The organism is Streptomyces sp. NPDC058284, assembly GCF_042881135.1.
Taxonomy (GTDB): domain Bacteria; phylum Actinomycetota; class Actinomycetes; order Streptomycetales; family Streptomycetaceae; genus Streptomyces.
On record NZ_JBHVYE010000033.1, the window covers coordinates 21,131 to 45,557 of the forward strand.

Annotated in this window: 23 protein-coding genes; 15 read left to right on the top strand and 8 right to left on the bottom strand. The window is 72.1% G+C overall.

Features of this window, described 5'->3' with window-relative positions:
* Positions 1-171 precede the first annotated feature (171 nt).
* The 5 genes from ACFVYR_RS32670 (at position 172) to ACFVYR_RS32690 (ending at position 4,715) form a co-directional block, all read left to right on the top strand.
* Positions 172-1,767 (top strand): ATP-binding protein, encoded by a 1,596-nt coding sequence (locus ACFVYR_RS32670; RefSeq protein ID WP_384258207.1) that lies wholly within the window; start codon positions 172-174, stop codon positions 1,765-1,767.
* Positions 1,764-2,171 (top strand): roadblock/LC7 domain-containing protein, encoded by a 408-nt coding sequence (locus tag ACFVYR_RS32675; protein ID WP_361732951.1) that lies wholly within the window; start codon positions 1,764-1,766, stop codon positions 2,169-2,171. Before ACFVYR_RS32670 ends, ACFVYR_RS32675 begins: the two co-directional genes overlap by 4 nt.
* Complete coding sequence (locus ACFVYR_RS32680) at positions 2,168-2,581, top strand: DUF742 domain-containing protein (RefSeq protein WP_384258203.1); 414 nt, start codon at positions 2,168-2,170, stop codon at positions 2,579-2,581. The genes ACFVYR_RS32675 and ACFVYR_RS32680 overlap by 4 nt, the downstream gene beginning before the upstream one ends.
* Entirely contained in the window at positions 2,562-3,176 is a 615-nt protein-coding gene (locus ACFVYR_RS32685; RefSeq protein WP_384258201.1) for an ATP/GTP-binding protein, read from the top strand. The genes ACFVYR_RS32680 and ACFVYR_RS32685 overlap by 20 nt, the downstream gene beginning before the upstream one ends.
* 63 nt (positions 3,177-3,239) lie before the next feature.
* Positions 3,240-4,715, top strand: coding sequence for a cytochrome P450 (locus ACFVYR_RS32690; RefSeq protein ID WP_384258198.1), 1,476 nt, complete (start codon positions 3,240-3,242; stop codon positions 4,713-4,715).
* Between the two features lie 15 nt (positions 4,716-4,730).
* Here ACFVYR_RS32690 and ACFVYR_RS32695 read toward each other — a convergent pair whose 3' ends face one another.
* Positions 4,731-5,681, bottom strand: a complete 951-nt coding sequence (locus tag ACFVYR_RS32695; protein ID WP_384258196.1) for an RluA family pseudouridine synthase — start codon at positions 5,679-5,681, stop codon at positions 4,731-4,733.
* A gap of 104 nt (positions 5,682-5,785) precedes the next feature.
* On the opposite strand from ACFVYR_RS32695, the gene ACFVYR_RS32700 reads away from it, so the two are divergent.
* Positions 5,786-6,385: a GNAT family N-acetyltransferase gene (locus tag ACFVYR_RS32700; RefSeq protein ID WP_384258194.1), complete on the top strand. Its 600-nt coding sequence runs from the start codon at positions 5,786-5,788 to the stop codon at positions 6,383-6,385.
* A gap of 167 nt (positions 6,386-6,552) precedes the next feature.
* On the opposite strand, the gene ACFVYR_RS32705 is transcribed toward ACFVYR_RS32700, so the two are convergent.
* Both ACFVYR_RS32705 and ACFVYR_RS32710 read right to left on the bottom strand, forming a co-directional pair.
* Positions 6,553-7,389, bottom strand: coding sequence for a siderophore-interacting protein (locus ACFVYR_RS32705; protein ID WP_384258191.1), 837 nt, complete (start codon positions 7,387-7,389; stop codon positions 6,553-6,555).
* A 53-nt stretch (positions 7,390-7,442) separates the two neighbouring features.
* Complete coding sequence (locus tag ACFVYR_RS32710) at positions 7,443-8,348, bottom strand: 5'-3' exonuclease H3TH domain-containing protein (RefSeq protein WP_384258270.1); 906 nt, start codon at positions 8,346-8,348, stop codon at positions 7,443-7,445.
* A gap of 331 nt (positions 8,349-8,679) precedes the next feature.
* Here ACFVYR_RS32710 and ACFVYR_RS32715 point away from each other — a divergent pair, with 331 nt between their 5' ends.
* The 4 genes from ACFVYR_RS32715 to ACFVYR_RS32730 all read left to right on the top strand — a co-directional run bounded on the left by ACFVYR_RS32715 (position 8,680) and on the right by ACFVYR_RS32730 (position 14,003).
* Positions 8,680-9,801: a glycine betaine/L-proline ABC transporter ATP-binding protein gene (locus tag ACFVYR_RS32715; RefSeq protein ID WP_384258189.1), complete on the top strand. Its 1,122-nt coding sequence runs from the start codon at positions 8,680-8,682 to the stop codon at positions 9,799-9,801.
* Positions 9,794-12,403, top strand: a complete 2,610-nt coding sequence (locus ACFVYR_RS32720) for an ABC transporter permease/substrate binding protein (RefSeq protein WP_384258187.1) — start codon at positions 9,794-9,796, stop codon at positions 12,401-12,403. Before ACFVYR_RS32715 ends, ACFVYR_RS32720 begins: the two co-directional genes overlap by 8 nt.
* Positions 12,404-12,679: 276 nt before the next feature.
* Complete coding sequence (locus ACFVYR_RS32725) at positions 12,680-13,255, top strand: helix-turn-helix domain-containing protein (RefSeq protein ID WP_384258184.1); 576 nt, start codon at positions 12,680-12,682, stop codon at positions 13,253-13,255.
* A 22-nt stretch (positions 13,256-13,277) separates the two neighbouring features.
* Positions 13,278-14,003, top strand: coding sequence for a helical backbone metal receptor (locus ACFVYR_RS32730; protein WP_384258268.1), 726 nt, complete (start codon positions 13,278-13,280; stop codon positions 14,001-14,003).
* Between the two features lie 9 nt (positions 14,004-14,012).
* On the opposite strand, the gene ACFVYR_RS32735 is transcribed toward ACFVYR_RS32730, so the two are convergent.
* A complete protein-coding gene (locus ACFVYR_RS32735) occupies positions 14,013-14,411 on the bottom strand; it encodes a GNAT family N-acetyltransferase (protein ID WP_384258182.1) in 399 nt (132 codons plus the stop codon).
* Complete coding sequence (locus tag ACFVYR_RS32740) at positions 14,408-15,580, bottom strand: TDT family transporter (RefSeq protein WP_384258180.1); 1,173 nt, start codon at positions 15,578-15,580, stop codon at positions 14,408-14,410. Before ACFVYR_RS32740 ends, ACFVYR_RS32735 begins: the two co-directional genes overlap by 4 nt.
* A gap of 188 nt (positions 15,581-15,768) precedes the next feature.
* Between ACFVYR_RS32740 and ACFVYR_RS32745 the strand changes: the two genes are divergently transcribed.
* Entirely contained in the window at positions 15,769-16,644 is an 876-nt protein-coding gene (locus tag ACFVYR_RS32745; RefSeq protein ID WP_384258266.1) for a LysR family transcriptional regulator, read from the top strand.
* A gap of 66 nt (positions 16,645-16,710) precedes the next feature.
* The gene (locus ACFVYR_RS32750) at positions 16,711-17,691 is read left to right on the top strand and encodes a phosphotransferase family protein (protein WP_384258178.1); all 981 of its coding nucleotides are present in this window, start codon (positions 16,711-16,713) and stop codon (positions 17,689-17,691) included.
* Here ACFVYR_RS32750 and ACFVYR_RS32755 read toward each other — a convergent pair.
* From ACFVYR_RS32755 to ACFVYR_RS32765, 3 genes are all read right to left on the bottom strand, one after another.
* The gene (locus tag ACFVYR_RS32755; protein WP_384258264.1) at positions 17,648-18,346 is read right to left on the bottom strand and encodes a gamma-glutamyl-gamma-aminobutyrate hydrolase family protein; all 699 of its coding nucleotides are present in this window, start codon (positions 18,344-18,346) and stop codon (positions 17,648-17,650) included. The genes ACFVYR_RS32750 and ACFVYR_RS32755 overlap by 44 nt on opposite strands.
* Positions 18,347-18,421: 75 nt before the next feature.
* A complete protein-coding gene (eat, locus tag ACFVYR_RS32760; protein WP_384258176.1) occupies positions 18,422-19,867 on the bottom strand; it encodes an ethanolamine permease in 1,446 nt (481 codons plus the stop codon).
* Between the two features lie 132 nt (positions 19,868-19,999).
* The gene (locus ACFVYR_RS32765) at positions 20,000-20,758 is read right to left on the bottom strand and encodes a FadR/GntR family transcriptional regulator (RefSeq protein ID WP_384258173.1); all 759 of its coding nucleotides are present in this window, start codon (positions 20,756-20,758) and stop codon (positions 20,000-20,002) included.
* Between the two features lie 75 nt (positions 20,759-20,833).
* Between ACFVYR_RS32765 and ACFVYR_RS32770 the strand changes: the two genes are divergently transcribed.
* From ACFVYR_RS32770 to ACFVYR_RS32780, 3 genes are read left to right on the top strand one after another with little or no spacing between them, the layout of a single operon-like run.
* The gene (locus ACFVYR_RS32770) at positions 20,834-22,204 is read left to right on the top strand and encodes a glutamine synthetase family protein (RefSeq protein WP_384258170.1); all 1,371 of its coding nucleotides are present in this window, start codon (positions 20,834-20,836) and stop codon (positions 22,202-22,204) included.
* An 8-nt stretch (positions 22,205-22,212) separates the two neighbouring features.
* The gene (locus tag ACFVYR_RS32775; protein ID WP_384258168.1) at positions 22,213-23,565 is read left to right on the top strand and encodes an aldehyde dehydrogenase family protein; all 1,353 of its coding nucleotides are present in this window, start codon (positions 22,213-22,215) and stop codon (positions 23,563-23,565) included.
* A gap of 3 nt (positions 23,566-23,568) precedes the next feature.
* Positions 23,569-24,357, top strand: coding sequence for a 3-oxoacyl-ACP reductase (locus ACFVYR_RS32780; RefSeq protein WP_384258166.1), 789 nt, complete (start codon positions 23,569-23,571; stop codon positions 24,355-24,357).
* The last annotated feature ends 70 nt before the right edge of the window (positions 24,358-24,427 follow it).

The window sequence follows — 24,427 nt, forward strand, 5'->3', positions numbered from 1 at the left end:
GCCGAATCCGGCGCACTAAGCTCGCCCGGAGCGCGGCGAGTTGAACGAGTTGCGACAGATTCGCGCGCTTGTTCCCAAATCTTCCGTTCGTTCGGTTTGTCATCCTCCACATATGTTCTGGCATCCCCCAAAGACGTCATTCCCCCCAAGACGAGTGTTCAGAGGGCATACATGGTGAGTGTTCAATCGCCTCCCGGTGGCCGAGAAGTCCCTTACGCGCGCGTGCTGTTGCTGCCCGCCATGCTGATGGCGGCGGCGACCGGAGCCGCCGTCGCCACGGTGACGGAACCGGCCCGCCCCGCCGTCGGCTGGTGCGGCGCCGTCGCGACCCTCATGGTCATCGCGGTCGGCGCCGAAGCGGTGCGGCGCGGCCGGACCATCCGGGGGCAGCGCACGCAGTACGCACAGCGCCTCGCCTTCCTCGAGCGGCGCATCGCCTCCCACGACGACGAGACCGTGCGCCTGGGCCGGGAGATCCTGCCCGACGCGCTCTGGCGGCTGCGCCAGAACGAGACCCCCGTCGACGTGATCCGCAACGTCGTGGACAAGGACGAGGCCTACCGCGACCTCCCCGACGCGCAGCGCGACCTGCTCCGCTCCATCCTGGAGATCCTGGACCACGAGGAAGCGATGCGCGAGTCCGCGCAGCGCGCCTTCGTCAACATCGCCCGGCGCGTCCAGTCGATCGTCCACCAGCAGGCCGCTGAACTGCGCGAGATGGAGGAGTTCCACGGGCGCAACCCCGAGGTCTTCGACGACCTGCTGCGCATCGACCACGGCACCGCGCTGATCGGCCGGCTCGCCGACTCCATCGCGGTGCTCGGCGGCGCCCGCCCCGGCCGCCAGTGGCCCAAGCCCGTACCGCTGTTCAGCGTGCTGCGCGGCGCGATGTCCCGGATCCTGGACTACCCGCGCGTCGAACTGCACTCGATCGCCAACGTCGCGATCCACGGCACCTCCGTCGAACCGCTCATCCACGCCTGCGCCGAACTCCTCGACAACGCCACCCGCTACTCGCCGCCGCAGACCAAGGTGCACGTCACCGCCGTCGAGGTGCAGACCGGCATCGCCGTCGAGATCGAGGACGGCGGTGTCAGCCTCAGCGAGGAGGCGCGGGCCCGCGCCGAGCACATGCTGGAGCAGGCGCAGGCCGGCATCGACCTCAACGACCTCGGTGAGACGCCCCGCCTCGGCATGGCCGTCGTCGGCCGCCTCTCGCAGATGTACAACCTCCAGGTCTCCCTGCGCCAGTCCGCGTACGGCGGGGTCCGCGCGGTCCTCATCGTGCCGCACGAGATGATCACCACCGGGCCCGCGCCCGGCCTCGCCCACGGCATCGGCGCCTCCGCCGTGCCCCGCGTGGACAACGCGGGACGCACCATCGAGGAGCCCGCCCGCAACATCCGCCGCAAGAAGCCCCGCGTCGTCACCGCGGGCCCACCGCTGCGCTCCCCGCTCACCGCGAACATGGCGGACGACGTCCCCGAGGTCACCGAGTGGACGGAGGGCGGCCTGCCGCAGCGCCGCAGCCGGGTCAAGATCTCCCTCAGCGAGCGGTACGCCCAGGAAGCCGAGGCCCAGCGCATCGCCGAGGCGCACGCCGCCGCGACCGCGCCGCCCCCGCCCGCCCCGAAGCGCGAGGAACCCGAACCGGGCCTGTGGATCGAGGCCTTCATGAAGGGCGTCAAGGGCGAGGGCCCGGGCAACCCCGACGGGGTGCCCCCGCAGAACAACCACGGCAGCGCCGACGAGAGGGACTGGCAGTGATCCAGCAACGCGCCAACTTCGACTGGATGCTGAAGGAGCTCGCCGACGGGGTACCCCAGACCCGGCAGATCGTGGTGCTCTCCGCCGACGGCCTGCGCATCGCGCGCTACGGCGGCGACCCGGACGCGGCCGACCGCATCGCCGCGGCCTGCGCGGGACTGCAGAGCCTGGCCGCCGCCGTGGCCACCGAGATCCCGCACAGCGACGGCGGCATGAAGATGGTCATCATCGAGATCAACGGCGGCTACTTCTACCTGATGGCCGCGGGCACGGGCGCCTACCTCGCCGTGCTCGCGGACGAGACCGTCGACGCGGGCCTCATCGGCACCCGCATGCGCGACCTGGTCGTACGCATCGGGGCGCACCTGACGAGCCCGCCCAGGCGCGACGGGCAGGCCGTATGACTCCTCCGCGAGACGCCCCCCGCGGCTCCCGACCGGACGACGTCCCGCCGCAGGGCCCCGCACCGCCCCAGCGGGAGCGCCGCAGCCCCGAGAACCCGGAGCGGCTGTACATCCTCACCGGCGAGGGCTCCGAGCGGGCACCGCTCGACCTCGTCACCCTGATCGTGGCGCAGGGAGAGGCGTCCCCCACGGCTCAGCCGGAGCACTCCGCGGTCCTGCGGCTGTGCCCGACACCGCTCTCCGTCGCCGAGCTCTCGGCGTACCTGGCACTGCCGTTCAGCGTCGTGACCGTCGTCCTGACGGAGCTGCTCGCGGCCGAGCTCGTCCAGGCGCGCGCTCCCATCGTCCGCTCCGCGCTCCCCGACCGATCCCTTCTCGAAGCGGTGATGCATGGACTTCAAAAGCTCTGACACGATCACGGGACCACGCAGCGAGGACGTCCTGCCGCACACGGCCGCGGCCGCCGTGAAGGTCGTGATCGTGGGCGGCTTCGGGGTCGGCAAGACGACGATGGTCGGCTCGGTCAGCGAGATCCGCCCGCTGACCACCGAGGAGACGATGACCCAGGCGGGCATCGGGGTCGACGACAACTACGGCTCCGAGTCCAAGACGGCCACCACCGTGGCGATGGACTTCGGACGGATCAGCATCTCCGAGGAGCTCGTCCTCTACCTCTTCGGCACCCCCGGCCAGGAGCGCTTCTGGTTCCTGTGGAACGGCCTCTTCGAGGGCGCGCTCGGCGCGGTCGTCCTCATCGACACCCGCAGGCTCGAAGTCAGCTTCGACGTCATCGGCCGCCTGGAGGAGCGCGGTGTGCCGTTCGTCGTCGCCGTCAACGACTTCCCCGACGCGCCCCACCACCCGACCGAGACCCTGCGCAGGGCCCTCGACCTGGAACCGGTGGTGCCGATCATGGCGTGCGACGCGCGCCGCAGGGAGTCCAGCCGCGATGTCCTGATGACCCTCATGCGCTACCTGCACTCCCTGACGGTGGCGCGCGTCTGACCGCGCCCGCGCCCCCGTATCCAGCAACCCGGAACCCCCTCAGCGAATCCCGGAGCGACGACCGTGACGACTCCTCCCACCCCTTCCTGGCCCGGCACCGAGGCCCCCGCCGCCGCGCCCCCCGGCTGCCCGGCCCACGGCCTGGGCCCCGGCGGCCTGCGCCGTCTCTACGGCCCCGAGGCGGAAGCCGACCTGGCGGGCCTGTACGAGAAGCTGCGCGCCGAGCACGGCCCGGTCGCGCCCGTACTGATCCACAACGACGTGCCGATCTGGGCTGTGCTCGGCCACAGCGAGAACCTGCACATGCTCCGCACCCCCTCGCAGTACACCCGCGACTCACGCCGCTGGCGGGCCGTGCAGGACGGCAGCGCGGGCCCCGACCACCCGCTCGCACCCGTCTTCACCTGGCAGCCGATGTGCAGCTTCGTCGAGGGCGACGAGCACCAGCGGCTGCGCGGCGCGGTCACCGGCGCCATGTCGGGCATCGACCACCGCGGCATCCGCCGCCACATCAACCGCTATACGAACCTCCTCATCAACGACTTCTGCCAGGACGGCCACGCCGACCTGGTCAGCCGGTTCGCCGAGCACCTGCCGATGATGGTGATGTGCCACGTCCTCGGCATGCCGGAGGAGTACAACGAACGCATGGTCCAGTCCGCCCGCGACATGATCAAGGGCACCGAGACCGCCATCGCCAGCAACGCGTACGTGATGGAGGTCCTGATGGGCCTCGTGGCGCGGCGGCGTGCCCATTCCGAGGAGGACTTCACCAGCAGCCTCATCGCCCACCCGGCGCGGCTCACCGACGACGAGGTGGCCGCGCATCTGCGCCTTGTCCTCATCGCCGCGTACGAGGCCACCGCCAACCTCATCGCCAACGTGCTGCGCATGGTCCTCACCGACCCGCGCTTCCGCGCCCAGCTCAGCGGCGGTCAGATGACGGTGCCCGAGGCGGTCGAGCAGTCCCTGTGGGACGAGCCGCCGTTCAGTGCGATGGTCGGCTACTTCGCCAAGCAGGACACCCAGCTCGGCGGCCAGCGGATCAGGGCGGGCGACGGACTGATCCTGGGCATCGCGCCCGGCAACGTCGACCCGGTGGTACGGCCCGACCTCGCCGCCAACATGCAGGGCAACCGCTCGCACCTCGCGTTCAGCGGCGGCCCGCACGAGTGTCCGGGCCAGGACATCGGCCGCGCCATCGCCGACACCGGCGTCGACGCGCTCCTGATGCGACTGCCGGACGTCGAACTGTCCGTGGACGAGCGGGAGTTGCGGTGGACCTCGTCGATCCTCTCGCGGCACCTGGTGGAGCTGCCGGTCCAGTTCCAGCCGCGCCCGCCGCAGGACGTCATGGCCCGCCCCTCGGCGCAGGTGCCGACGCCGCGCAGGGACTGGCAGGTCTCGTCCCCGCCCCCGCGCCGGCCGGAACCCGCGGCCCCGGCCGCGCCCCCGGCCGCCGCCCCCGCGGCGCCCGAGGCCGCGCCCCGGCCCAGGGGGGCGTGGCAGCGCTTCCTCCTCTGGTGGCGCGGCTACTGACGGCTACGGCCGCGGCTACGGCTGCCGCGCCCAGGCGTCGTACGCCGTCCAGGCCTCCAGCGTCCGCCCGCTGACGAAGCGGTGGGCGACGCCCGTGACCGGATCCGTGAACTCCAGGGCCCGCGCCAGGAGTTGCAGGGGCCGCCGGAAGTCGTCCGGCGCCGCGGGTCCGGTCACCACCGGATACACCGGATCGCCGAGGATCGGCAGCCCCGACGCGTTCATGTGGACGCGCAGCTGGTGGGTCCGGCCGGTGTGCGGGGTGAGGCGGTAGCGGCCGAGACCGGCGCGGTGCTCGACGAGTTCGATCCGGCTCTCGCTGTTCGGCTCCGCGCCCTCGACCTCGTACGCCGCGATGACCCCGCGGTCCTTGCGGATGTGGCTGCGCACGGTCCGTGGAAGCGGTACGCCGGGGTCGTACGGCGCCACCGCCTCGTACTCCTTGCGCACGAGGCGGTCGCGGAACAGCGTCTGGTACGCGCCGCGCTCCTCGGGCCGCACGGTGAACAGGAGCAGCCCGGCGGTGAGGCGGTCCAGGCGGTGCGCGGCGCCGAGCGCCGGGATGCCGAGCTCGCCGCGCAGCCGGGCGAGCGCGGTCTGGGTGACGTGGCTGCCGCGCGGCATGGTCGCGAGGAAGTGCGGCTTGTCCACGACGACGATGTGCTCGTCGCGGTGGACGACGTCGAGGGCGAAGGGGACGGTGACCTCGGCCGGCGGGTCGCGGTGGAACCAGACGTGGGCGCCCGGGACGTAGCGGGTGTCGGGCGCCACCGGCGTCCCGTCCTCGCCGACGATCCTGCCGTCCCGCACCATCGCGTCGATGACCCCGGGCCCGGCCGTGAGCCGCTCCACCAGGTGGTCGCGCACGGTCGGCCACGTTCCGTCGTGCGGCAGCCTGACCCGCACGGGGTCGACGCCGTCGCGCTGGGGGAGGGGGGACGGCGGAACGCGGGGCTTTCGTCTCATCAGGAGGCCAGCGTACGGGGGCGCTCGGGGGCGGGGCTCGACGGCTTGTGTGCGCCCCGGAAAACCACTGCCGCCGGGCGGGGCGCCGCTGGCACGATGCGGCCATGCCTTTCAAGATCTCCGACATCGTCCCGGCCGGCACGCTGGCCCGCCGGGAGCAGCCGGCGCTCCCCGTCCCCGGCGGCCTGGTCCTGCGCCCCTGGACATCCGCCGACGCGCCCGCCGTCCACGAGGCGTTCCAGGACCCCGTGATCCAGCGCTGGCACGCGCGTGTGTCCGCGTCCGAGAGCGAGTCCCGCGGCTGGATCGAGGGCTGGCGCGAGGCCTGGGGCGAGGAGCACGACGCGTACTGGGCGATCGCCGACGCAGGCAGTGACGAGGTGGTCGGGCGCGTCGCCCTGCGGCGCATCGTGCTCGCCGACGGGCAGGCCGAGATGGCGTACTGGACCATGCCGTCGGCGCGCGGCCGGGGCGTGGCCTCGCGCGCGGTCGTGGCGCTCACGGAGTGGGCCTTCGACGAGGTGGGCCTGCACCGCCTGGAGCTGACGCACTCGACGGCCAACGAGGCGTCCTGCCGCGTCGCCCTGAAGACCGGCTTCACCGCGGAGGGCACCAAGCGCAGCGCGCTGCTGCACGAGGACGGCTGGCACGACATGCATCTGCACGCGCGGATCAGGGGGGAGGGGGCGGGCGTGCCGGTGTGATGCGCCGGAGTTCGGGGCGGGGGTGCGTGCGTGGGCGCGGCGGGAGCGGCGGGGGCGACCGCGTCGGATTGCCTGCGGGTCCGCAGGGGTGCGTACACAAGCGGGAGGCGGTCGCCCCTCAAGGGCTGTCGCCTCCCGCTTCTGTGTCGGCTGTCCGTGGTGGTGCGTTACGCCGCCTTCTCCTGCTCCGCCTCCACCTGCGCGTTCCACTCCCGCTTGGAGGCCTGCCAGCCGTCCTCGTTGTGGCCCAGGCGCCAGTAGCCGGAGATGGAGAGGCGCTCGCGGGGGATCTCGCGCTCGACGCGCAGGTAGCGGCGCAGCTCCTTCACGAAGCCCGCCTCGCCGTGGACGAAGACGTGCGGGCCGCCCGCGGGGAACTCCAGGGCGCGCACGGTCTCGACCAGGAGTTCGCCGACCGGGCGGTCGCCGCGGTGCAGCCAGACGACCTTCGCGTCCGTGGCGATCTTCTGCTCCTCCTCGGGGCCCTCGACCTCGACGAAGATGTGCGCGACGGCCCCCGCGGGGAGCGCCTCGGCCGCGGCGGCGATGGCCGGCAGGGCGCTCTCGTCGCCGGCGAGGAGGTGCCAGTCGGCGTCCGGGTCGGGGGCGTATCCGCCGCCGGGGCCCTGGAAGCGCACCCTGGCGCCCGCTTCGACGGTCCGCGCCCACGGGCCGGCCAGCCCCTCGTCGCCGTGGATCACGAAGTCGAGGGCCAGCTCGCGGGTCTCGGCGTCCCACCAGCGCACGGTGTACGTCCGCGTCACGGGCCACTGCTCGCGCGGGAACTCCTCGCGGATCCGCTGGATGTCGAAGGGCTCCGGGTAGGTGACGCCCTCGGCGTCGAAGAGCAGCTTCACGTAGTGATCGGTGCACGTACCCGCGGTGAACTCGGCGAGGCCTTCCCCGCCGAGGACCACGCGCTGCATGTGCGGGGTCAGCCGTTCCGTGCGCACGACGCGTGCGACATGGGCCTTCGGTGCTTTGCGTGCCGGACGTTCTGCCATGGCGACGGCCTCCCCTGATCCACAAACTACTTAGGTTTACCTAAGCTAACACCTCACGCGTGGAGGATGGAGACCAGTCGCTGCAGCGAGCCGCCGAGGCCCCACCGGGACGCCAGCTCGTCGAGAGCGGCGGGATCGCGCGGTGCGCGCGGCAGTGCGACGTCGACGTCGGGCAGGGGTACGTCGCCCGCCACCCGTACGACCTTCGGTGCGACCGCCACGTACGCGCGGGACTCGTCGAGCCTCCTGCGCTGGGACGGGGTGAGCTTCGACTTCGGGTCGTCGACGGCGGCCATGATCCCGGCGAGGTCGCCGAAGGCGTCCAGGAGCTTGGCGGCCGTCTTCTCGCCGATGCCGGGCACGCCGGGCAGGCCGTCGCTCGGGTCCCCGCGCAGCAGGGCCAGGTCCACATAGCCCGGCCCGTCCACGCCGTACTTCTCGCGCAACCACGCCTCGTCCGTCATCTGGAGGGAGCCGACGCCCTTGAGGGGGTAGAGGACGCGGATGCCGCGCGCGTCGTCCACCAGCTGGTAGAGGTCGCGGTCGCCGGTGACGATGTCGACCGGGCCGGTGGCGCGGGCCGCGAAGGTGCCGATCACGTCGTCGGCCTCGTACGCCTCGACGCCGACGCGGGCGATGCCGAGCGCGTCGAGGACGGCCTCGATGATCGGCACCTGCGGGGACAGCGTGTCCGGGATCTCCTCGGCGTCCGGGCCCTTCGGGGTCTCCTCGGCGACGCGGTGCGCCTTGTAGGAGGGGATGAGCTCGACGCGCCACTGGGGGCGCCAGTCCGCGTCCATGCAGGCGACCAGGTCGTCCGGGCGGTGGTCGAGGACGAGGCGGGTGATGAAGTCGAGCAGTCCGCGCACGGCGTTGACCGGGGTGCCGTCCGGGGCCTTCATGGACTCCGGGACTCCGAAGTAGGCCCTGAAGTAGAGGGAGGCCGTGTCGAGAAGCATGAGCCGTCGTGTTCGCTGAGTCACATCGCGCATCATGCCGCACGGCACTGACAGCGCGAACGCGCTGCGCACAGTGGTGCCGGTGGTGCGGGCGGGGCGCGGGCGGGGCGGCGGGGACGTTGCGTATGGCGAGGCCCCGTGTCGGGACGCGCAACGGGTGTGAGCTGGGTCACTTCTTGGTTTGGTCCGGATAAGTGAGGGCAGGGGCGCACCCGGAGCGCACCCGGTCGGGATTTCAACATTTCGAGTCGGTAAACGGGCAGACCCCGTACCGCTCCACGGCCCGCCGGCGGGGGAGGCGGGCCGTCTTGGTTCAACCCGAGAGGTGTATGTGTCCAGGCTGCAGGCCGAGCACTTGTACAAAGTGTTCGGCAGACGACCCGATGACGCGGTGGAGAAACTCCGCCACGGAGCCGACCGAGAGGAGCTGCGCGCCGACGGCACCACCGCTGCCGTGATCGACGCGTCCTTCGAGGTCGAGCCGGGCCAGATCTTCGTCGTCATGGGTCTCTCCGGATCCGGCAAGTCCACGTTGCTGCGCATGCTCAACGGACTGTCGGAGCCGACGGCCGGTCACGTGCGCTTCGACGGTCAGGACCTGACCGAGCTGAGCGCCAAGGAGATGCGGGCGGTGCGCTCCAGGAAGATCAGCATGGTCTTCCAGCACTTCGCGCTCTTCCCGCACCGCAGCGTCCTCGAGAACGCCGGGTACGGCCTGGAGGTGCAGGGCGTGCCGCGCGCCGAGCGCGAGAGGCGCGCCACCGAGGCGCTGGAGCTGGCGGGCCTGAAGGGCTGGGAGAAGTCCTGGCCCGACGAGCTGTCCGGCGGCATGCAGCAGCGGGTGGGCCTGGCCCGCGCGCTGGCCACCGACGCCGACCTGCTCCTCATGGACGAGTCGTTCAGCGCGCTCGACCCGCTGATCCGGCGCGACATGCAGGACCAGCTCCTGGTGCTCCAGAAGCGGCTGAAGAAGACCATCGTCTTCATCACCCACGACCTGAACGAGGCCATGCGCCTGGGCGACCAGATCGCCGTCATGCGCGACGGCCGCATCGTCCAGATCGGCTCCTCGCAGGACATCCTGGTCACCCCGGCCAACGACTACGTCGCCTCGTTCACGCAGGACGTCGACCGTTCCCGGGTGCTCACGGCGGGCGCGATCATGGCCGACCCCGACAAGGACTTCGTGCGGGCCGACGCCCCCGCGACGGTCACCGAGGACACCCCCATCATCGAGCTGTTCACCCCCTGCTCCACGAGCGAGGTGCCGGTCGCCGTGACCGACGGCGACGGCGCGCTCGTCGGCGTCGTGCGGCGGGCCAGTCTGCTCGCCGTGCTCGGCGAGCCGATGGAGACGGACGCGGCGGCGCAGCCGCAGGACACGGTCCCCGCCTCCATACCCGGGCAGGGCAAGGACGGCAAGAACGCGGGCAAGGTGAGCAGCGGTGCCTAGGATTCCCTTCGGCGACTGGGTCAATGACGCGGTCGAATGGTCCAGAACCCATATGGACTGGCTGTTCTCGTTCGTCAAGACGCTCTTCCAGAACATGTGGGACGGCGTCTACGACGTCCTCTCCGGGCCCGAGCCGCTGCTGATGGCGGGCATCCTCGCCGTCATCGCGTTCTGGCTGCGCGGCCTGCTCGGCGGTGTGCTCGCCTTCGTGGGCTTCGCGTTCATCGTGTCCCTGGAGCTGTGGGACAACGCGATGATGACGCTGTCCCTGGTCCTCGTCTCGACCTTCGTGGCGCTGGTGATCGCCGTGCCCGTGGGCATCTGGGCGGCGCGCTCCAAGACGGTCAGCGGCGTGGTCAGGCCCGTCCTCGACTTCATGCAGACGCTGCCCGCGATGATCTACCTCATCCCGGCGCTGCTGTTCTTCCGGATGGGCGCCCCCGCGGGCATCGTCGCCACGATCGTCTTCGCGCTCGCCCCCGGCGTGCGCATGACCGAACTCGGCATCCGCCAGGTCGACAAGGAGCTGGTCGAGGCCGCCGACGCGTTCGGCACCACGCCCCGCAACACCCTCTTCCGCGTCCAGCTGCCCCTCGCGCTGCCGACGATCATGGCCGGTGTCAACCAGGTCATCATGCTCGGCCTCTCCATGGCGGCGCTGACCGGCATGGTCGGTACGCCGGGTCTCGGCGCCGACGTCAACGCAGCCATCGGCCAGCTCGACGTGGGTCTGGGCGCGGAGGCGGGCGTCTCCATCGTCATCCTCGCCATCTACCTGGACCGCGTCACCAGCGGCCTGGGCAGCCAGGTCTCGCCGCTCGGCCGCCGCGCGCTCGCCAAGCTGCGGGCCGCGCAGGGCCTGAACCTGTGGAACTACCGCCCCCGCCCGGTCGTCGCTATGGTCGGCGTCGTCGTCCTCGCGCTCGTCGCGGGCGGCATGGGCATCTTCGGCGGCACCAAGTCCGAGCCGGTGGCCGACAGCGAGAACGTCGGCAAGGGCAAGCAGATCAACATCGGCTACATCAACTGGGACGAGGGCATCGCATCCACCTTCCTCTGGAAGGAGATCCTGGAGCAGCGCGGCTTCAAGGTGAACGCCAGCCTGCTCGACGCGGGCCCGCTGTACACCTCGGTCGCCCAGGGCGACGTCGACTTCCAGACCGACGCCTGGCTGCCGACGACGCACGCCACGTACTGGAAGAAGTACGGCGACAAGCTGGAGGACCTCGGCGCCTGGTACGACCGGACGTCGCTGGAGCTGACCGTCCCCTCGTACATGAAGGACGTCGACTCGCTCGCGGACCTCAAGGGCAAGGGCGGCGAGTTCGGCGGCAGGATCGTCGGCATCGAGCCGAGCGCCGGTGAGATGCAGCTGCTCAAGAGCAAGGTGCTGGGGGAGTACGGCCTCGACAAGGAGTACAAGGTCGTCGACGGCTCCACCACGGCGATGCTCTCCGAGCTGAAGGCCGCGTACGCCAAGAAGGAGCCGATCGTCGTTCCGCTCTGGTCGCCGCACTGGGCGTACAACGACTTCGACCTGAAGAAGCTCAAGGACCCGAAGGGCGCCTGGGGCAAGGGCGACGGCGTGCACACGCTGGCGCGCAAGGGCTTCTCGAAGGAGAACCCCGAGGTCGGCAAGTGGCTCAAGAACTTCTCGATGGACGAGAAGCAGCTCACCAGCCTTGAGGCGGAGGTCAACAAGGCGGGCAAGGGCAAGCAGCAGGACGCCGTGCGCGCCTGGCTGAAGAAGAACCCCGGCGTCGTCGACAAGCTGGCGCCGCTGCCGGAGAACTCGGGCAGTGACGAGAACAAGCGCCCGCTGAAAGCCGCGTACTTCGCCTGGGACGAGAACGTCGCCGTCACCAACCTGTGGAAGCGCGTCCTGGAGAAGCGCGGCTACAAGATGGAGCTGACGCCGGCCGACGTGGGCCCGGTCTACACCGGTCTGGCCCAGGGCGACATCGACCTCGACCTGGACGCGTGGCTGCCCACGGCCCAGAAGACGTACTGGGACAAGAACAAGGCGAACCTGAAGGACATCGGGTCCTGGTACAGCCCGACCTCCCTGGAGGTCGCCGTCCCGTCCTACGTGAAGGGCGTGAAGTCGCTCGCCGACCTCAAGGGCAAGGGCGACCGGTTCAACGGCAAGATCATCGGGATCGAGCCGGGCACGGGCGTCATGACGGCGCTCAAGGAGAAGGTGCTGCCCCAGTACGGCCTCGACAAGGAGTACGAGATCGCCGCGGGCTCGACCCCGGCGATGCTCTCCGAGCTGAAGGCCGCGTACGCCAAGAAGGAGCCGGTCGCGGTGCTGCTCTGGTCGCCGCACTGGGCGTACAACGAGTACGAGCTCACCAAGCTGAAGGACCCCAAGGGCGGCTTCGGCAAGGGTGACACGATCCGCACGATCTCCAGCAAGGACTTCCCCGAGCAGTACCCGCAGCTCACGAAGTGGCTCAAGAACTTCCACATGAGCGAGCAGCAGCTGGCCAGTCTGGAGAACGAGATCAACAAGGCGGGCAAGAACAACGAGCCCAAGGCCGTCGACGCCTGGTTGAAGAAGAACCCGGGCTTCGAGGAGAAGATGACGGCCGCGAAGTAGGCCGGACCTCCGCACCGTCCCCCCGAGGGGTGGGCCTCGCCACAGGCGAAGTCCACCCCTCGGGGCGTTCCGGTGGGCCGTCCCGGCTTCCGGCCGAGGGGCCCGCCCCCGGGAAAAGAGGCGCGCGGCGTGCTTCCTTGGAAGGGTGAGGGCGGGAGACGGACGCAAGTCTGGGCAACGGGGCAAAACCGTTTGGCGAACATGCGTAGGGTGCAGAGAACCCCTCGGGCCCCCTCGGGGCGAGAGCGGGCCGATGCGCTGAAGGGAGTCGAGGCGATGGACGAGCGCAAGGAGACCCTCAGGGTGGGCTCGGCCGTGCGGCGGCGCCGCAGGCAGCTGGAGCTCACCCTCGCCGTCGTCGCCCGGCGCAGTGGTCTCTCCGTGCCGTTCCTCAGCCAGATCGAGAACGAACGCGCCCGGCCCAGCACGCGCTCCCTGCAGCGGGTCGCCGACGCCCTGTGCACCACCGATGTGGAACTCCTCGCCGCCGCCGACCCGGCACGCACCGTCGAGGTGGTGCGCGCCGACGACGACACGGACCTGGACGGCTCGACTCCAGAGGCGCGCGTACGCGAGCTGGCGCGCGGCCACCACCAGCTGCACGCCCTGGAGTTCATCGGGGACCACGACGAGGGACGCGAGTTCCAGCACCGCAACGACGAGTTGATGTACGTCGTCGAGGGTGCCGTGGAGATGGAGGCCGAGGGCCGGGCCTACCGCCTCGGGCGCGGCGACACCCTGTTCCTCACGGGCGGTGTGCGCCACCGCTGGCGGGCCACGGTGCCGGACACCCGGGTCCTGGTGGTCGCGGTGGGGGACCACATCGAAGCGGTGGACGACAGGGGGCGCTGAGGTGGCGCGCGCACGCGGCCCGCTGCGGGTCGTCTCGCTGGTGCCCTCGCTGACCGAGGCGGTCGCCGCCACCGTGCCGGGCGCGCTGGTCGGCGCGACCGACTGGTGCAGCCATCCGGCGGACCTCGACGTGACCCGGGTGGGCGGTACGAAGAACCCGGCCGTGTCCCGCATCGTCGCCCTCGCCCCCGACCTGGTCGTGGCCAACGAGGAGGAGAACCGCGCGCCCGACGTGGCGGCGCTGCGCGCGGCCGGCATCGAGGTCCTGGTGACCGAGGTGCGGACGCTGCCGCAGGCCTTCCGCGAACTGACGCGGGTCCTCGCGGCCTGCGGTGCGGAGCGCCCCGACTGGCTGGCGCGGGCCGAGGCGGCGTGGCGGGAGCTGCCCCGGCCCGGTGTCCGGCTGCGGGCGGCGGTCCCGATCTGGCGCAGGCCGTGGATGGTGCTCGGCCACGACACGTTCGCGGGCGACCTCCTCGCCCGCCTGGGCGTGGACAACGCCTACGCGGGCCATCGCGAGCGGTACCCGCGGGTGCCGCTCGACGCACTGCGCGCGGCCGGCCACGACCTGGTGGTGCTGCCCGACGAGCCGTACCGCTTCACGGCCGACGACGGCCCCGAGGCGTTCCCGGCGGGCACCCCGGTCGCGCTGGTCAGCGGCCGCCACCTGACCTGGTACGGGCCGTCGTTGGCGCAGGCGCCCGCGGTGCTCGGCGCGGCGTTGCGGGCGGCGCGTCCCGGGGCGTAGCCCAGGCTCTCAGCGCAGGGCGATCAGTCCGGCGCCCGTCGGCCGGAAGCCGCAGGCGTCGAAGTAGAAGGGGCGCAGCTGCGCCTCGAAGTCGACGTGGAGCCACTCGCACCGCGCCGCGCGGGCGCCGCGGACCGCGCAGGCCACGAGCTCGGCGCCGACGCCGCTTCCGCGCACGTCCTCTGCGACCATCGTGTCCAGGACGAAGGCGTGGGCCCCGCCGTCCCAGGCGACGTTGACGAACCCGACCAGCCTGCCCTCCTCGCGGGCCACGACCCAGCCGAGGCTGTGCCGGTGCACCTGGGCGCGCCAGCCGGTGGGCGCAGGGGCGTGCTCGAACGCCTCCGCGTGCAGCGCCTCGACCGCCGCGTCGGCGAACTCCCCGCGCCACTCGTATGTGATCGTCACGGCTGCATGGTAGGCCGGGCCGGCGCGGGGCTCAGCGGGTTTTGTGCGGGCGCCGCAAGCAGCCGCCCGCTGACCGCGCCGCGCAGCGTGTACGCAAGGGCCACGGCCCAGGCGGTCAGGAGGAAGGCGAACAGGCCCGTCGCGAGCCAGTCGAAGACCGCGAGCCCGGTGTGCTTGCCCAGGCCCTCCGCGCCCGTGACGCAGGTGCCGACGGGGAAGGTGAACGCCCACCAGGTCATCGCGAAGCCCATGCCGCGGCGCCGGGCGCGTACCACCATGGCGCCGGCGAGCGCCAGCCACATCAGGGCGAAGCCCGTCACGGGGACGCCGAAGAGCACCGCGAAGGCGAGGAAGCCCCGGTCGAGCGGGGCGGGGACGACGCCGGGCGCGAAGTCGGCGAACTTGTTGGTGGCCGTCGTCGACTGGCCGAGCGGTCCGAGGACCAGGAAGAGCGTGGGGGTGAGCGCCAGGGGCAGCGGGCCCGCGGTCACCAGGCGGGCGAAGATCATCGGCAGCATCACCAGGGTGGTGAGCAGGCTCATGCCGAACATCGCGAAGCAGCCGTAGAGCATCGTCTGCTGCGCCTGGCCCGCGGGCAGGTGGGGGATGAGCAGCGGGCCGACCGCTGCCGCCACCATGGGGGCCACCACGGGCAGCAGCCACACGGGCGAGGCCTGGTCGGCGGTGATGCGGTGGCGGACGACCATCAGGCAGGGGATGGCGACGGCGGCGGCGAGCCCGATGGCGGCGCCGAGCGTGTACAGCACGGTGTCGAGCGCGACGGCGGGCCCCGTGCCGATCCAGTCCTTGCCGACGATCAGGGCGCCGCCGCCGACCGCGAGCAGCGCCATCGACAGACAGCCGTAGAACGGCGCCATGGCCGGGTCGAGCAGGTGGGCGCGGGCCTGGTCGCGGTGGTGGATCCAGTGCGCGGCGCGGGCGGCGAGCAGGACGACGAGCAGGACGAGGGAGAGCGCCCAGACGGCGGCGCAGGCCGCTTGCGATCCGGCGAACCGGTACGGCAGGGTCGCGCCCGCGTTGGCGACGATGGCGGTGCCCATGACGGCGGCGTACCAGTTCGGTCCGAGGTGACGGACCGCGGGAAGGCGGAGGCCGGGAGCAGCCGGGGAGGTGCCCGCGGAGGCGGCGGGCCGAGCGGTGGTGACCATAGGTACACGGTCGTACGGGGAGGGGGCCCGCCACCAGGGAGCACACTTCTATGGGGGCATAAGCTGACTTTATGAGTACGTCCCCTGTGTCCCCTGTGTCCCCTTCATCCCCCGAGCCTCCCGCGCGCCCCTCGCCCCACGAGCCCTCCGCCGCCCCGGGCGCCCCCGGCGCGTCGCTCGCCCACCGGGTGCCGGACCTCGGCGCGCTCCAGCTGCTCCTCGCCGTGGCCCGGCTCGGCAGTCTCGGGCGGGCCGCGCGGGAGCTCGGCATCTCCCAGCCCGCGGCGAGCAGCCGGGTGCGCGCCATGGAGCGGCAGCTCGGTGTCGCGCTCGTCGACCGGTCGCCCCGCGGCTCCCGCCTCACGGACGCGGGCGCCCTGGTCACCGACTGGGCGGGCCGGATCGTGGAGGCGGCGGAGGCGTTCGACGCGGGGGCGCAGGCGCTGCGCGGCCGGCGCGACTCGCGGCTGCGGGTCGCGGCCAGCATGACCATCGCCGAGTATCTGCTGCCGGGCTGGCTGATCGCCCTGCGGACCCAGCGCCCCGACACGGCGGTGTCGCTGCTCGCGGGCAACTCCGCGGCCGTCGCGGCCCGGCTCCTCGCGGGCGAGGCGGACCTCGGCTTCGTCGAGGGTCTCACTGTGCCGGGCGGGCTCGACGAGGTGGTCGTCGCGCGCGACCGGCTCGTCGTCGTGGCGGCCCCCAGCCACCCGTGGGCGCGGCGCGGAAAGCCTTTGGCCGCTGCCGAGTTGGCGGCGACGCCGCTGATCCTGCGCGAGGAGGGCTCGGGCACCCGGCAGGTCCTCGAAGCGGCGCTCGGCGGTGTCGCCCGCCCTCTCATCGAGCTGTCGTCCACGACGGCGGTCAAGGCCTCGGCGGTCAGCGGCGCGGGCCCCTCGGTCCTGAGCGAACTCGCGGTGGGCGAGGAGCTGGCGGCGCGCCGCCTGGTGGAGATCCCCCTCGCGGACGTACGGCTGCGCAGGGAGCTGCGGGCCGTCTGGCCGACGGGGCACCGGCCGGCCGGGCCGGGCCGGGACCTGCTTGCGCTGACGCGACGGACGTGAAGGGATCAAGCGGTGGCCGGGCGAAAATGCCTGGCGTCTCCCCGGACCGCCGCCCACCATGAGTGGATGAACGTGACCGCGCCCCCGGCAACCGGCGTCCGCACCCTCTGGCAGCAACTCCCCGCGCACGTACGCGCGGAGCTGGAGGACGCCCTCGGCGCGGCCGTCGTCGACGCGGTGACGCAGCACGGCGGCTTCTCGCCGGGCGTCGCGGCGCGGGTGCGGCTCGCCGACGGGCGGCGGGCGTTCGTCAAGGCCGTCAGTGCCGAGGCCAACCCCGGCAGCCCCCGCATGCACCGCGCCGAGGCCCGCAACGCCGCGGCCCTGCCGGACTCCGTGCCCGCGCCCCGGCTCCTCGCCTCCTGCGACGACGGGACCTGGGTCGCCCTCGCCTTCGAGGACGTCGACGGCCGTCAGCCCGAAGTGCCGTGGCGTGCCGGGGAGTTCGGGCGCGTACTGGAGGCGGTGGACGCCCTCGCGCGGGTTCCGGTGCCCGCGTCGATGGACGTTCCTTCGGTCGTCGAAGCGGTGTCGGGCAACTTCCGGGGGTGGGAGCGCCTCGTCGAGCAGGGCGCCGGGGACGACGTCAGACTCGACCCGTGGGTCCGCCGCAACCTGCCCGACCTCGCCGAACTCGCCGCGCCCGGGGGAGACTTCGCGGTGGGCGACATCCTCGCCCACGGTGACCTGCGCGCCGACAACATGCTGCTGACGGCGGACGAGGGCCGGGTCGTCCTCGTCGACTGGCCGCACGCCCTGCGCGCCGCGCCCTGGTTCGACCTGCTGCTCATGCTGCCGTGCGTGCGGGCGCAGGGCGGCCCCGACCCGGAGGACGTGTTCACCGAGCAGCGGGTGGGCCGGGCGGCGGATCCGCGGGGCGTGACCGCGGCGCTGGCGGGACTCGCCGGGTACTTCGTGGGGCAGTCCCTCCAGCCGGCGCCGCCCGGCCTGCCGACCCTGCGCGCCTTCCAGGGCGCCCAGGGCGCGGCGGCCGTGGAGTGGCTCAGGAGGCGGCTCGCGACGCGGCGCGGACCAGCGCTGCCATGACCCGGGTGTCCTCGCCCATCTCCGGATGCCACTGCACGCCGAGCGCCCAGGGGTGGCCGGGCAGTTCGACGGCCTCGACGGTGCCGTCCTCCGCGTACGCCGACGCCACCAGGTTCTCGCCGAGGCGCTCCACCGCCTGGTGGTGGTAGGTCGGCACGTCGGTGGACGCGTCCGGCACGACCGACTCGTAGAGCGTGCCGGGGACCGGCTTCACCGTATGCGTACCGAACACGCCCACCCGCTCCCTGTGCCCCTCCATGTGCTGGACCAGCGTCCCGCCGAGCGCCACGTTGAGCAGCTGCATGCCGCGGCAGATGCCGAGCAGCGGTGTCCCGGACTCCAGCGCCGCCTCGATCAGGGCGAGTTCCCAGGCGTCCCGCTCCCGCGCGGGCGGCCCGGTGCGCTCCTCGGGCTCGGCGCCGTACCGTGCGGGCTCGACGTCCGGGCCGCCCGCGACGACCACGCCGTCGAGCCGGGCGACGACCGAGCGCGCGAACCCCGGATCGTCCGGCGGCAGCATCGTGGCGAGACCGCCCGCCGCCTGTACGAGCCGGGGGTAGCCGGCCGGCAGGAGCGCCGCGGGCAGTCGCCACACGCCCCAGGCCACCGTGGACTCCAGGTAGGTGCTGACGCCGATCAGCGGCCTGTCGTTCACTGCCACCGCGTTCTCCCTCACCGTTCTCCTCCCGAACTCACCGCTGTCCTCCCGAGGCTCTTTGCCACCCGGCGATCAGTCGCGTGCCAACTCTGCCTCGGCCGCCGCCAGCGCCGCGAACTCCTCCTCCGGCGCGCGCGCCACCAGGTGCTTGCGGCTGTACATCCCGAAGTACGCGATGGCGACCACGTACACGGCGAGCGCGATGAGCGCGGCCGTCACATCGACCAGGAACGTCGCGACGAGCGCCGCGCAGGCGAGGACCAGCGCCACGGACGAGGTCAGGACGCCACCGGGCGTGCGGTAGGGCCGTTCCAGGCCGGGCTCGCGGCGGCGCAGCACGATGTGCGAGAGCGACATCAGGGCGTACGAGATGGTCGCGCCGAACACCGCGACGTTCAGCATGCGGGCGCCGTCACCGGTCGCCGCCGCCAGGCCGAAGCCGATCGCGCCCGGGACGAGCAGGCCCAGGTAGGGGGCCTTGCGGCTGCTGGTGAGGGAGAGGAAGCGGGGGAGGTAGCCGGCCCGGGAGAGCGCGAAGAGCTGGCGTGATCCGGCGTAGATGAGGGAGAAGAAGGAGGCCACCAGGCCCGCGAGGCCCGCGTAGTTGATGACGCGGCTCAGGGCGGTCGCGTCGCCGTCCGGCTGCAGCGCCTCGACCAGCGGGTTGCCCGCGTCCTGCAGCGCGTGCGCGCCGCGGGCGCCGGTCGACGCGAAGAAGGTGAGGAGTGCGAGGGCGACGAGGACGGCCATCGACCAGCGGATCGCGCGCGGCAGCGTGCGGGCCGGTTCCTTCGTCTCCTCGGCGGCCAGTGGCACGCCCTCGACCCCGAGGAAGAACCACATGCCGAAGGGGAACGCCGCCCAGATGCCCAGCAGGCCCATCGGCAGCCAGGAGTTGGCGCCGAAGGCACCGGTGTCCACCGGGATGTCGTCCAGCCTCGACGCGTCGAAGTCCATGAACGCGCCGACCGCGAAGATCAGCAGCGCCGCCACCGCGATGCCCGTCACGACGAAGCTGAAGCGCAGCGCCTCGCCGACGCCCCAGAGGTGGATGCCGATGAAGACGACGAAGCAGGCCAGGTAGACCGGCCAGCCCGAGGTGAGGCCGAAGAGGCCGAGCGACTCGACGTAGTCGCCGATGAAGATGGAGATGGCGGCCGGCGCGAGGATGTACTCGATGAGGATCGCCGTACCGGTCAGGAAGCCGCCCCAGGGCCCGAGCGCCCGGCGCGCGAAGCCGTAGCCGCCGCCCGCCGTGGGCAGTACGGACGAGAGCTCGGCCAGCGAGAAGACCATGCACGCGTACATCACGCCCATGAGCGCCATGGCGATCGCGAGGCCGCCGAAGCCGCCCTCCGCGAGGCCGAAGTTCCAGCCGGAGAAGTCGCCGGACACGACATAGGCGACGCCGAGCCCGGTGAGCAGCAGCCAGCCCGCGCTGCCCCTGCGGAGCGTTCTGCGCTCCAGGTAGTCGTCCGCCGGTTGGGCGGGGATGGGCTTGGTGGACTCCACGGTCATGGCACGGCTCCTATGTGGCGGCACATGGATCTGCTCGGCTGCTGCAGGACACTCAATGGAACGGATCCATACCTTTGCCGTGCCGGGCGGGAGAAATCAAGCCCCGTGCGTTACGCCGCGGTCAATTGCGTCTCACGTCAGGAAGCCGCGCAGCAGCGCCGCCGTGCCCGCGCAGTGCTCGCGCATCATCTCCCTCGCGCCGTCCGCGTCCCCGTCGAGCACCGCCTCGACCAGCGCGGTGTGCTGGCGCTGTGAGTGCTCCAGGTTCCTCACCAGGAGCGGGATGCAGTCCAGGAGGTCGTTGACGGTCGCGCGGACGGCCGCGTACTGCGCGGTGAGCGTCGGCGACCCGCACAGCTCGGCGAGGGTCAGGTGCAGCAGCGTGTCCAGCCTGCGGTACTCCGAAAGGGGCGCGTCATGGGTCCGGTCGAGCGCCGTGCGCAGGCGTTGCGCCTGCTCGCCGGTCAGGCCGTGCGCCGCGCAGAGACCGGCCGCGCCCACCTCGAGCACCTCGCGGAAGCGCAGCGCGTCCTCCACGTCGACGTCCTTGATGCGGCGCCGCAGCTCGTCCTCGCCGGGCGCCTCGGGGCGCGGCCGCACGAACGTGCCGCCGTACCGCCCGCGCCGCGACTCGACGAGGCCCTGGTCCTGCAGCACCTTCAGGACCTCCCGCAGCGTGACCCGGCTGATGCCCAGGCGGTCGGCGAGCTCCCGCTCCGACGGCAGGCGTTCGCCGCCCGGCACCAGGCCGAGGCGGACCACCTGGAGGATCTGCTCGAGGGCCTCCTCGAAGCCGTTGCCCGCCCGCACCGTACGCAGGACCGGTGTCAGCCGGTCGTCGTCCGGCCCGGGCGGGGCACCCCCCTCGGTGCCCTCTTCCGTGTGCGACATGCCCGTACCCCCTTCCCAAGCAAAGGTTCTCCGCAATACCTTATGGCTCCCGGCTGACCCAAGGAGGCTTTTCCCGTGGCAGACCGCACACCCCCGCTCTCCGTCGAGGAGCTGAAGGCCCTCGTCGCGAGCGGTGAGATCGACACTGTCGTCCTGGCCTTCCCCGACATGCAAGGGCGGCTCCAGGGCAAGCGGTTCGCCGCCCGCTTCTTCCTCGACGAGGTCCTCGAACACGGCACGGAGGGCTGCAACTACCTCCTCGCCGTCGACCCGGAGATGAACACCGTCGACGGATACGCGATGTCCTCCTGGGACCGCGGCTACGGCGACTTCGCCATGCGCGCCGACCTCTCCACGCTGCGCCGGGTCCCCTGGAACGAGGGCACCGCGATGCTGATCGCGGACCTCGCCTGGAACGACTCCTCACCCGTCGTCGCGGCTCCCCGCCAGATCCTGCGCCGCCAGCTGGAGCGCCTGGCCGAACTCGGCCTCACCGCGCACGTCGGCACGGAGCTGGAGTTCATCGTCTTCAAGGACACCTACGAACAGGCCTGGGACGCCGGGTACAAGGACCTCACGCCGGCCAACCAGTACAACATCGACTACTCGGTCCTCGGCACCGGCCGCATAGAGCCGCTGCTGCGCCGCATCCGCAACGACATGGCCGCCGCCGGACTCGTCGTCGAGTCCGCCAAGGGCGAGTGCAACCCGGGCCAGCACGAGATCGTGTTCCGCTACGACGAGGCCCTCGTCACCTGCGACCAGCACGCCATCTACAAGACCGGCGCCAAGGAGATCGCGGCCCAGGAGGGCGTCTCGCTCACCTTCATGGCCAAGTTCAACGAGCGCGAGGGCAACTCCTGCCACATCCACCTCTCGCTCCAGGACGCCGACGGCACCAACGTCATGGCGGGCTCCCCGGACGACCCGGGCGGCATGTCACCCCTCATGCGGCACTTCCTCGCCGGCCAGCTCGCGGCGCTGCGCGACTTCTCCCTCCTCTACGCGCCCCACATCAACTCCTACAAACGGTTCCGGCCAGGATCCTTCGCGCCGACCGCCGCCGCCTGGGGCTACGACAACCGCACCTGCGCTCTCCGCGTCGTCGGCCACGGCCGCTCGCTCCGCTTCGAGAACCGCCTCCCCGGTGGCGACGTCAACCCGCACCTCGCGGTCGCTGGACTGGTCGCCGCGGGCCTGCACGGCATCGAGCAGAAGCTCGAACTGCCCGCGGAGTGCACCGGAAACGCCTACAGCGGCGACTACGCCCACGTCCCCACCACCCTGCGCGAGGCCGCGGAACTCTGGGAGAACAGCCCGATCGCCAAGGCCGCCTTCGGCGACGAGGTGGTCGCGCACTACCGCAACATGGCGCGGGTCGAGCTGGACGCCTTCGACTCCGCGGTGACCGACTGGGAGCTGCGCCGCTCCTTCGAACGGATGTGAGGAACCACGTGCTCGAGGTAGTGAACCCCGCCACGGAGGAGGTCATCGCGACCGTCCCCGCGGCCACCGCGGCCGATGTGGACCGGGCGGCCGGGCGAGCCGTCGCCGCCCAGCAGGCCTGGGGCACCACGGCCCCCGCCGACCGGGCCGGCCTGCTCCGCCGCTTCGCCGACACCGTCGACTCCCACCTCGACGAGCTGGCCCTGCTCGAAGTCCGCGAGGCCGGCCACCTGGTGGGCAACGCCCGCTGGGAGGCGGGCAACGTACGCGATCTGCTCCTGTACGCGGCCGGGGGCGCCGAACGCCTCAACGGCGCGCAGATCCCGGTGCCCGGCGGCTGGAACGTCACCTTCCACGAGCCGCTCGGCGTGGTGGGCGTCATCGCCCCCTGGAACTTCCCGATGCCCATCGCCGCCTGGGGCTTCGCGCCCGCACTCGCCGCAGGCAACGCCGTGCTGCTCAAACCGGCCGAGACGACGCCGCTCACCGCGCTCCGCCTCGCCGAACTCGCCCTGGAGGCGGGCCTGCCCGAGGGCCTCTTCCAAGTCCTGCCCGGGCACGGCCACACCGCGGGCCGCGCCCTCGTCGACCACCCGGACGTCCACAAGATCGTCTTCACCGGCTCCACCCGGACCGGCCGCGAGGTCATGGAGCGCTGCGCCGCGCGCACCAAGCGCCTCACCCTCGAACTCGGCGGCAAGAGCCCCAACATCGTGTTCGCCGACGCCGACGTGGAGGCCGCGGCCCTGGCCACCCCCATGTCGTACCTCGACAACTCCGGCCAGGACTGCTGCGCCCGCACCCGCGTCCTCGTGCAGCGCTCGGTCCACGACCGCTTCCTGGAGTACGTGACGCCCGCGATCGAGTCGGTCGTCGTCGGCGACCCGTCCGACGAGAAGACCGGGATGGGCCCGCTGATCTCCCGGGCGCAGCTGGAGCGCGTCCGCGCCTACGTGCCGTCCGGCCCCGCGATCCGCGGATCCGTTCCCGAGGGCCCCGGCTTCTGGTTCCCGCCGACCCTGCTCACCGATGTCGACCCGGACGCGCCCGTCGCCGTCGAGGAGGTCTTCGGGCCGGTCGCCGTCGTCATCCCCTTCGACGACGAGGCCGACGCGATCCGGCTCGCCAACGCCACCGACTACGGCCTGTCCGGCTCCATCTGGACCCGCGACGTCGGCCGGGCGCTGCGCGTCTCCGGAGCCGTCCGGGCGGGCAACCTGTCCGTCAACTCGCATTCCAGCGTGCGCTATTGGACCCCGTTCGGGGGTTACAAGCAGTCCGGGCTCGGCCGTGAGCTCGGCCCGGACGCGCTCGCCGCATTCACGGAAACCAAGAACGTCTTCATCAGCACGGAGGCCTGACCCATGCCGGACACGACCGAGAACATCTGCCGCCGCCTCGTCGGCCGCACCGCCGTCATCACCGGCGCGGGCAGCGGCATCGGCCTCGCCACCGCGCGCCGCCTCGCCTCCGAGGGCGCGCACGTCGTCTGCGGCGACATCGACGAGCAGGCGGGCAAGGCCGCGGCCGACGACGTCGGCGGGACCTTCGTCAAGGTCGACGTCACCGACGCCGAGCAGGTCGAGGCGCTCTTCAGGACCGCGTACGACACCTACGGCTCGGTCGACATCGCCTTCAACAACGCCGGCATCTCCCCGCCCGACGACGACTCCATCCTGGACACCGGCCTCGAAGCCTGGAAGCGCGTCCAGGAGGTCAACCTCACCTCCGTGTACCTGTGCTGCAAGGCCGCCATCCCCTACATGCGGCGGCAGGGCAAGGGCTCCATCATCAACACCGCCTCGTTCGTGGCGAGGATGGGCGCGGCGACGTCGCAGATCTCGTACACCGCGTCCAAGGGCGGCGTCCTCGCCATGTCCCGCGAGCTCGGCGTGCAGTTCGCCCGCGAGGGCATCCGCGTCAACGCGCTCTGCCCGGGCCCGGTCAACACCCCGCTCCTCCAGGAGCTGTTCGCCAAGGACCCCGAGCGGGCCGCGCGCCGCCTCGTGCACATCCCCGTGGGCCGCTTCGCCGAGGCCGACGAGATGGCCGCCGCGGTGGCGTTCCTGGCCAGCGACGACTCCTCGTTCGTGAACGCCACGGACTTCCTCGTCGACGGCGGCCTCACCGGCGCGTACGTCACGCCCCTGTAGTTCACTCACCGGCCACCACCCCGTCAGCCGGGCGTCGCACGACGCCCGGCTGACCTGCGTAGACACGGGA